This window comes from Neisseria sp. P0021.S007, from assembly GCF_051956855.1.
In genome coordinates this window covers 1-623 of record NZ_JBQCXA010000714.1, presented here as the reverse complement: position 1 = coordinate 623, position 623 = coordinate 1, and the positions used below count along the sequence as shown (strand labels likewise).

The window sequence follows — 623 nt, the reverse complement described above, 5'->3', positions numbered from 1 at the left end:
CCCTCGCTCATAATACCGAAGCGGTCAAGCGCGTTTAACTCGTCTTCGGGCATCTCACCAATCTGCACCAATGCCTCAAACAACTCTGTCTGCAACATCGCCATCAAGGCTTCGGAGCGGGTATCCCCCTCGTCTGCCGCACCTTCGGCAATCAGGCGTGCCGCTTCGGTGCTGTTTTTGATGGCGGCAAACCGACGCTGTACTTTTTGGCCGTACCGATGGGCGGCGGAGCGGCTGATTTCGTATCCCTGTTGCTGCAACCATTCGGATAATGCCTGATAGTCGGCGAAGCCGTTTTCGACGAGTTTCCGTTCGAACTCGTGGCGTACAGCTTCGGGGAGTTGGTCGATGACGCTGCGTTTTGCCATATCAGCTCCAAACTTTTTCGGGGCGGGCGATACCGGCGCGGCACTCGACTGTGTATTCGGCAATATCGACACCCAAACTGGTAAGGTCGGCAAACCACAAGCCGTGCGGTGCTTTATTCAGCTCGACCATTTTGCGGTCGGCAAGGTAGTCGAGCTGCTGGCGCAGTTCGGTGGCGGTGGTCTGCGGGTAAATCGCGTTCATGATGTCCAGCAGAAAGGCCTCGCTGGTGGTATGAGGGCGGGCTTTATTAAGGG

The 623-nt window shown here is 56.8% G+C and carries 2 protein-coding genes; both read right to left on the bottom strand.

Annotated elements, in window-relative coordinates:
* Window positions 1-368 (bottom strand): phage protein Gp27 family protein (locus ACTHUR_RS15545; protein WP_440399535.1); only part of this gene is annotated, 368 nt, incomplete at its 3' end.
* Between the two features lies 1 nt (window position 369).
* Window positions 370-623 (bottom strand): hypothetical protein (locus tag ACTHUR_RS15540; RefSeq protein WP_440399534.1); only part of this gene is annotated, 254 nt, incomplete at its 5' end.